Here is a 3982-nt window from a genome sequence, read left to right on the forward strand (position 1 = left end):
CGGATCAGCGCCACCATCTCGGCGCTGGCCCACAGGTCGTAGGGGCTGGGCTGCACCGGGATCAACACGCGCTCGGCCGCCAGCAGCGCGGAGCGCGCCAAGGCGGCGATCCTGGGCGGGCCGTCGATGACGACGTGATCGGCCCGCCTGGCGAGTTCTGGCGCTTCCTGATGCAGCGTTTCGCGTGCAAGGCCCACGGCGCTGAACAGCCGTGGCAAGCCTTGTTGGCTTCTGCGCTGCGTCCAGTCCAGCGATGAACCCTGCGGGTCGGCGTCCAGCAGCACGACGTGCTGGCCGCACATCGCCAGCTCACCGGCGATGTGCGTCGCGAGCGTGGTCTTGCCCACGCCGCCTTTCTGATTGAGCAGTGCGACGATCATGGCCTGGCCCTCCATGCTGGAAAACCGGGCCTTGGCTGCTGCGTTTGTGGCCGCGTGGTGGTTGTCCACCGCAGCGGCGTTTCCCTACTAAAAGTTAGAGAAATTAAGTTAGGGAAGTTAGAGGGCGAGGAAACCCAGTGCTGGCACGGGTTTGCGGCCGATCGGCACGCCTGATAGCACGATAGTCCCACGCCCGATAGCACGATACCCCGCACGCCTGATAGCACGACTCCATCCACAGGCTCTCCCAGAGTTATCCCCGTGCCGTCGGCGGCACGGGCCGGAATGTCAGCAGCTCCATGCCGTTGTCCGGCATCCGCTCGATGCCCAAGACGTAGCCGGGCAGCGACTGCCGCGCGACGAGCGCGCGCAGGTCGCAGGCGAAGTCGTAGGGCTTCGCGGTGCTGCCAGATTTCTGATGCAGGTAGCGGAAGTCGAATTGCCAGCCGTATTCCTGCTTGCCGCCGTGCTTGCGCACCAGTCGGTACAACCACCGCTCGATGCCACCGGTCAGCCGGAAATACGCCGGGTCGATGGTCAACACCAGGGCGGCATCGAGCACGCCCGCATAGAACCAGTCGGGCAGGATCAGCTCGATGCCCAGCGGCGTGCCGCTGGCATCGGCAAGTTCCTTCCATTCGTTGATCCACGAGAAACGATGCAGGCGCCGCCCGGTCGTCTCGCGGATGGACGTGGCCACGGTGGTCGATTGCAGGCGATCCAGCGCGGCCTTGAGGCGCTGGTAGTCGCGCAGCGACTTGCCGCGCCCGATGAAGCGCAGGATCTCGTAGGGCGTGGCGTGCATCAGCCGCGAAGGCCGCAGGCCCGCGTCCTTCGCCTCCACGATCTGCGAGGCCGCCCATATCAGCACGTCGGCATCCCAAATCGTGGCGATGCCGTGTTCCTGCGTGCCTTCCACGCGAATCGTGACGTTGCCCGCGCGGAAGTCGATGGGCTTGACCCGCTTGGACTTGCCGAGCGAGAAGAACGGATAGGCCATCAAATCCTGGCTGTCGCGCGGTGCCATGTCGCCGGGCAAGGCGCGGAACAGGTCGAGCTGTTCGCGCTCCTGCAACGGCCGCTGCCGGGACGGCAGCACGGTGCTGGACATGGCGATGGCCTGCCGCGCGCCGCCGATCAGCGCGCACGGCTGTCGGCCGAGTGGTGCTCGGCGTATTCGGGATCGGAGGTCGTCTCGAAACTGCGGTCGGCGGCCCAGGCATCGAGGTCGGCCACGGCGTACATGACGCGCCGGCCGAACTTGCGAAAGCGCGGGCCGCCACCGATCACGCGCTGCTTTTCCAGCGTGCGCGGCGACAGGCGCAGGTACTCGGCGGCTTCGTCGTTGGTCAGGTAGCGTTGGGGCTGCGCGGCAGCGGTCGAGACAGCGGCGGCAGGCCGCAAGGGAGCAGGTCGCATGGGATGAACCTCCATCAAGCCCGACCACACCACGCGGCCGGATAGAGGCACTTTCAGAAAAGCGAGGCTTTCCGCGAAGGGACGATCTGTGGGGGACGCGAAACGTCCCCCTACTGCGACGGCAGCGGCGGAAGCTGCGCCAGGCGTCGATAGCCGCCGCGCATGAGCGCATCGCCACGGCGCACCAGCCGCCGCACGCGGGCGCGCAAGGCGCTGTCGGTGTGCCAATTGGCGGCGACGGCATCCACGCCGAACAATCCTTCGGCTATCTCGCGCGAGGACGCGCCTGCCAGGGCCGCGTCGAGCGCCTGCAAAGTGTGTAATTCCTGCAGTACGGCAGATGTTGGCCTGGGCGATGCCATCCCGGCGGGTACGGCCTGCGCCATATCAGTCGCGAAACCGGCCGGCGGCGCAGCGCCTGCGCGCACGGCATAGGCGAACGCCATGCCGTCGTGCAGGCCTGGCGCGAACGCCAGGCGCCGGCTGCGGCCAGGGTTGTGCGCGATCAGCGACAGTCGCTTGCCGTCGTGGATCAGTTGCTTGTGGCCGGGAATACGCCAGAACTCGAAAGGTACGGCGTTCGCTGGCGGATCGTCATCCGGATAGAGCTGAACCACGGCAGCGTGGCCGGGCTGCCAGGCCGGATGCGCGTCGCGCGCATCGAGCGCCGGGTCTTCCAGCAGGCGCAGGCCCCAGCGTTGCGCTGTTTGCGAAGACGACGAACGGCAATGACGGCGCAGCCAGTCGAGCCGGTAGTCGGGATGCCGGCGCAGGTATTCCCAAGCCAGCGCCAGCGCATCCAGCCACAAGACGTAGAGGTATGCCGCCGTTGGATACCAACGTGCGGCGTGATGGGGATCGACCATGACGCAACCTCCCTGCGAACAGGACAGGCCGCCACGGCAGGGCTACGCGCTACATCGCCATCATCAGAACTTCATGAGGAGAGAAGATAGTTGGGCTGTCAAGACCGATTGACTCCGATGCGTTGCGGTATTCGTCTCAATGCTGCGGCGGCAACGCCCCGAAATGGGGCGCCGTACAGACCAGCCTGCCGCAGCCCGCGTCGGGCATCATGTCTATTTGAATCAGACTGGTGCGGCTGCGCCGCAAGAATGCTGATTGAGACCTGCCCGGTATGACACCAGACTGAAAAAGTCACAGTCGGACGTATTCAGTCCGGGATTGCTCCGTCGCGCTCGGCCAGGCGGGTGTATTCCGACAGCGTGCCTGTGGGACGGAAGTAGAGGTCGCGCATAACGGGCTGCTGGTGCGGCCCGACGATGCCGGCCAGCTCGGACAGCTTGACGGTGCCTTGCGCCGGCATCCCGATCCCCAGGTCAATGAGGCCCCAGGCCGTGTCGCCATCGGCGGGATCGAGCGCGGCCAGCAGCCAGGTCACGTGAGCGTCCGGCGTGAAGAGCCGTACCACGGGCACCGGGTCAATGACTTTGCCAGCAGCGCGGGCCTCGCCGTTGGCGAGCAGCTGCGCGAGCTCCGGGGCGGTGGCGAGTGGCTGGGGCATGGTCGGCAATCCCACAAATCCAATGATGCACGGATGCGGTTTCACGTTGAAGCGCAGAACCGCCAAACCGGATTTACGCCTTCGTGCGCAAGCGCGGATGCGGTTTCGTGGCTTTGCTGAAACCCGCTGATGCGGATTTCCGTAAAGGCACAGAGAAGTAGAACAGCACCAAATGAACACTATAGATTGTAGCCCTATAGGGCGCAATCGACTGTCATCTTGGATTTTGGGGAATCCATCGGATGACAGCGAAGAACTCATTGGCGGCGGCATTAAAGACGGTCAGGAAAGCGCGCGGCTTAAGCCAGGAAGCGTTCTCCGACGTGTCCAGCCGTACCTACATGAGTTCGCTGGAGCGTGACCTGAAGAGCCCGACCCTGAACAAGCTGGCCGAGCTGTGCGAGGTGATGGATATCCACCCGCTCACACTGCTAACGCTGGCCTATGCGGGCGATAGCCCGCACAAGGCCGACGAGCTGCTGGCGCAGGTGCGTCGGGAGCTGGAGTCGATGTTGAAGCCGCGCGCGTGACGTGGTGATGTGCTGCGACCAGCAGCACAGCGCCCCGCCACGATGGGCGGGGCGCCGCAGCGGTCACGCCGCCTGGGGCTTGCTGCGCGACCAGATCAGGTCGTGCGTGCCGTCCTCGCCTTCGATCA

Annotated in this window: 6 protein-coding genes and 1 pseudogene; 1 reads left to right on the forward strand and 6 read right to left on the reverse strand. The window is 65.5% G+C overall.

The window, feature by feature from the left end; all coding sequences use genetic code 11:
• The 5 genes from RUU78_RS25270 to RUU78_RS25290 all read right to left on the reverse strand — a co-directional run.
• Positions 1–380: AAA family ATPase (locus RUU78_RS25270; protein ID WP_313920643.1), on the reverse strand; the 380-nt coding region annotated here is incomplete at its 3' end.
• 253 nt (positions 381–633) lie between these two features.
• Positions 634–1491, reverse strand: a complete 858-nt coding sequence (locus tag RUU78_RS25275; protein WP_282266918.1) for a replication initiator protein A — start codon at positions 1489–1491, stop codon at positions 634–636.
• A gap of 26 nt (positions 1492–1517) precedes the next feature.
• Positions 1518–1799, reverse strand: a complete 282-nt coding sequence (locus RUU78_RS25280) for a helix-turn-helix domain-containing protein (protein ID WP_013721771.1) — start codon at positions 1797–1799, stop codon at positions 1518–1520.
• A gap of 110 nt (positions 1800–1909) precedes the next feature.
• On the reverse strand, positions 1910–2665 hold the full coding sequence (locus RUU78_RS25285; protein WP_019396539.1) for a DUF2285 domain-containing protein: 756 nt from the start codon (positions 2663–2665) through the stop codon (positions 1910–1912).
• Positions 2666–2973: 308 nt separating this feature from the next.
• Positions 2974–3324, reverse strand: coding sequence for a DUF2958 domain-containing protein (locus RUU78_RS25290; RefSeq protein ID WP_019396538.1), 351 nt, complete (start codon positions 3322–3324; stop codon positions 2974–2976).
• 242 nt (positions 3325–3566) lie between these two features.
• On the opposite strand from RUU78_RS25290, the gene RUU78_RS25295 reads away from it, so the two are divergent.
• On the forward strand, positions 3567–3854 hold the full coding sequence (locus tag RUU78_RS25295; protein WP_033864733.1) for a helix-turn-helix transcriptional regulator: 288 nt from the start codon (positions 3567–3569) through the stop codon (positions 3852–3854).
• A 63-nt stretch (positions 3855–3917) separates the two neighbouring features.
• On the opposite strand, the pseudogene RUU78_RS25300 reads toward RUU78_RS25295, so the two are convergent.
• Positions 3918–3982, reverse strand: a pseudogene (locus RUU78_RS25300) (DUF736 domain-containing protein); the annotation flags it as partial.

This window comes from Tahibacter sp., from assembly GCF_032229445.1.
Lineage (GTDB): Bacteria > Pseudomonadota > Gammaproteobacteria > Xanthomonadales > Rhodanobacteraceae > Tahibacter.